Origin of the sequence: Pseudomonas sp. VA159-2 (genome assembly GCF_024126635.1) — a bacterium.
Classification (GTDB): domain Bacteria; phylum Pseudomonadota; class Gammaproteobacteria; order Pseudomonadales; family Pseudomonadaceae; genus Aquipseudomonas; species Aquipseudomonas muyukensis.
Map to the genome: position 1 here is coordinate 1 of NZ_JAMYBV010000066.1, position 1577 is coordinate 1577.

A 1577-nucleotide genomic window follows, 5' to 3' on the forward strand; every position below is an offset into this window, starting at 1 on the left:
CGGTGACGTAGGTGAGGCGGATGTTCTCGTCCCACTCCAGGCGAATTTCGTAACTGCCATCATCGGCCCACTCGCGAATGGCCTTGGCGTCGAAGGCGCTGCCATCCCACTGCAGGTTCATACCTCGGCCGGTGCGGTCGGTGTAACGGGTCACCAAGTGGTTCTGGTACTGGTAATGCCAGGCCGCGCCGTGCTCATCCTGGGCAGCGACGAGGTCGCCCTGATCATCGTAGTGGTAGGCACACAGCTGGCGCAGCGGTTGACCGTCGTGCATTTCCCACAGGCCAGTAATATGGCCCTGTTCATCGATAAGTGTGCCCAGGTGGCGCAGCACATCCTTCACATCCCCCTGGAAGGTGATGATGTCCGACAGCACTGGACGCCCATCATGGTGATGTTCGTAGTGCAGCATGCAGCCCGCGTCGTTCTGCAGCAGGATCTTGCGCAGGTAGTAACGGTCGCCCACGCGCAGGTAGTACTCCTTGCGCACGAAGCCACGGCAGATCACCAGCTCATCGTCGCTGCTGCGTACCAGCAGCAAGTCCTCGATGGCGTTGAACAGCGACTTGCCGGCCTTGGGCAGTTCGAACGCATGGCTGCGACCGTCGAAGTCATGGAACAGCAAGCCCTTGTCGAGCACATCGATACGCGTGGTCAGGGGCGTTACCCAACGGGCGCCCAGACAGCCCTGGTCATATTCGGCCAGGCGCGAGTGGTAGATCCGTTGCCAATCAATCGGAAATGCACCAGGCAGGCTGAAATCCGTGTGAATGATGAATTCCGAACCCAGGGCAAAGCTGATGTTGCGCCCCGTCGTGGATTTCGGGATTGGTCTTGGGATTGGGCAACTGGGCTCGATCGGGCTCGGCGTCTGGGTGGCATACGCCTGCGAACCACTGACCGCCAACTCCCCTTTGCCCTTCTCCCGCTCCACTTGTGTGGTCGTCCCCGGCTTGCTCACCCCTGGCTGCCCGTTCTTGTTGCGCTTGCGGAAGCCCTTCACCGCCCCGCCCAGCACATTGAGCATCCAGCCGATGCTCATCTGCGTGCCCGGGTCGGCCAGCTTGTTCAATTGCCGGGCCATCTCCGGGCCCAGGGCGCGCAGCTGGCCAGTGTTGGCCAGCACCTTGGTCTTGATCTGGTCCGGTAGCAGCTTGCTCGTCGCGCTGTTGGCCAGGCCCTTGCCGGCAGCCTTGTAGGCGCTGTGCACCGCGCCGAAGAAGTTGCTGAACGCCGCCTTTGGGTCGTTGAGCAGCTTGTCGGCGGCGGCCGAGGCCTGCTTGCTCGCCTTCGACAGGTCGCCCTTGGCGTCCAGCTGGCCCAGGGCAACCTTCTCCAACCCGGTGGCGATCTCGTTGGTCATCTTGGTACCCAACGCGCCGGCGTCGGCGAGGATGCCGGCGAGCTTGGGCTGGGCCTGTTTGACGAAGTGATCGATGGTCCCGGCGATGGTCGCGTTGAGGTGGCCGATCAACACCGTGATCAGCGAATCGCCCAGCAGCATCTTGGCGCTGTTGCGCAGTTCCTGGCGCACCAGGAACAGGGTCGGGCGCAGGCTCATGCGCGCCGCGGCCATG

1 protein-coding gene is annotated in these 1577 nt (G+C 62.9%); it reads right to left on the reverse strand.

Annotation, left to right across the window (positions count from 1 at the left end; genetic code table 11):
- On the reverse strand, positions 1 to 1576 hold a 1576-nt coding region (locus tag NJG22_RS24355; protein WP_253098476.1), incomplete at its 3' end, for an RHS repeat domain-containing protein.
- Between the last annotated feature and the right edge of the window lies 1 nt (position 1577).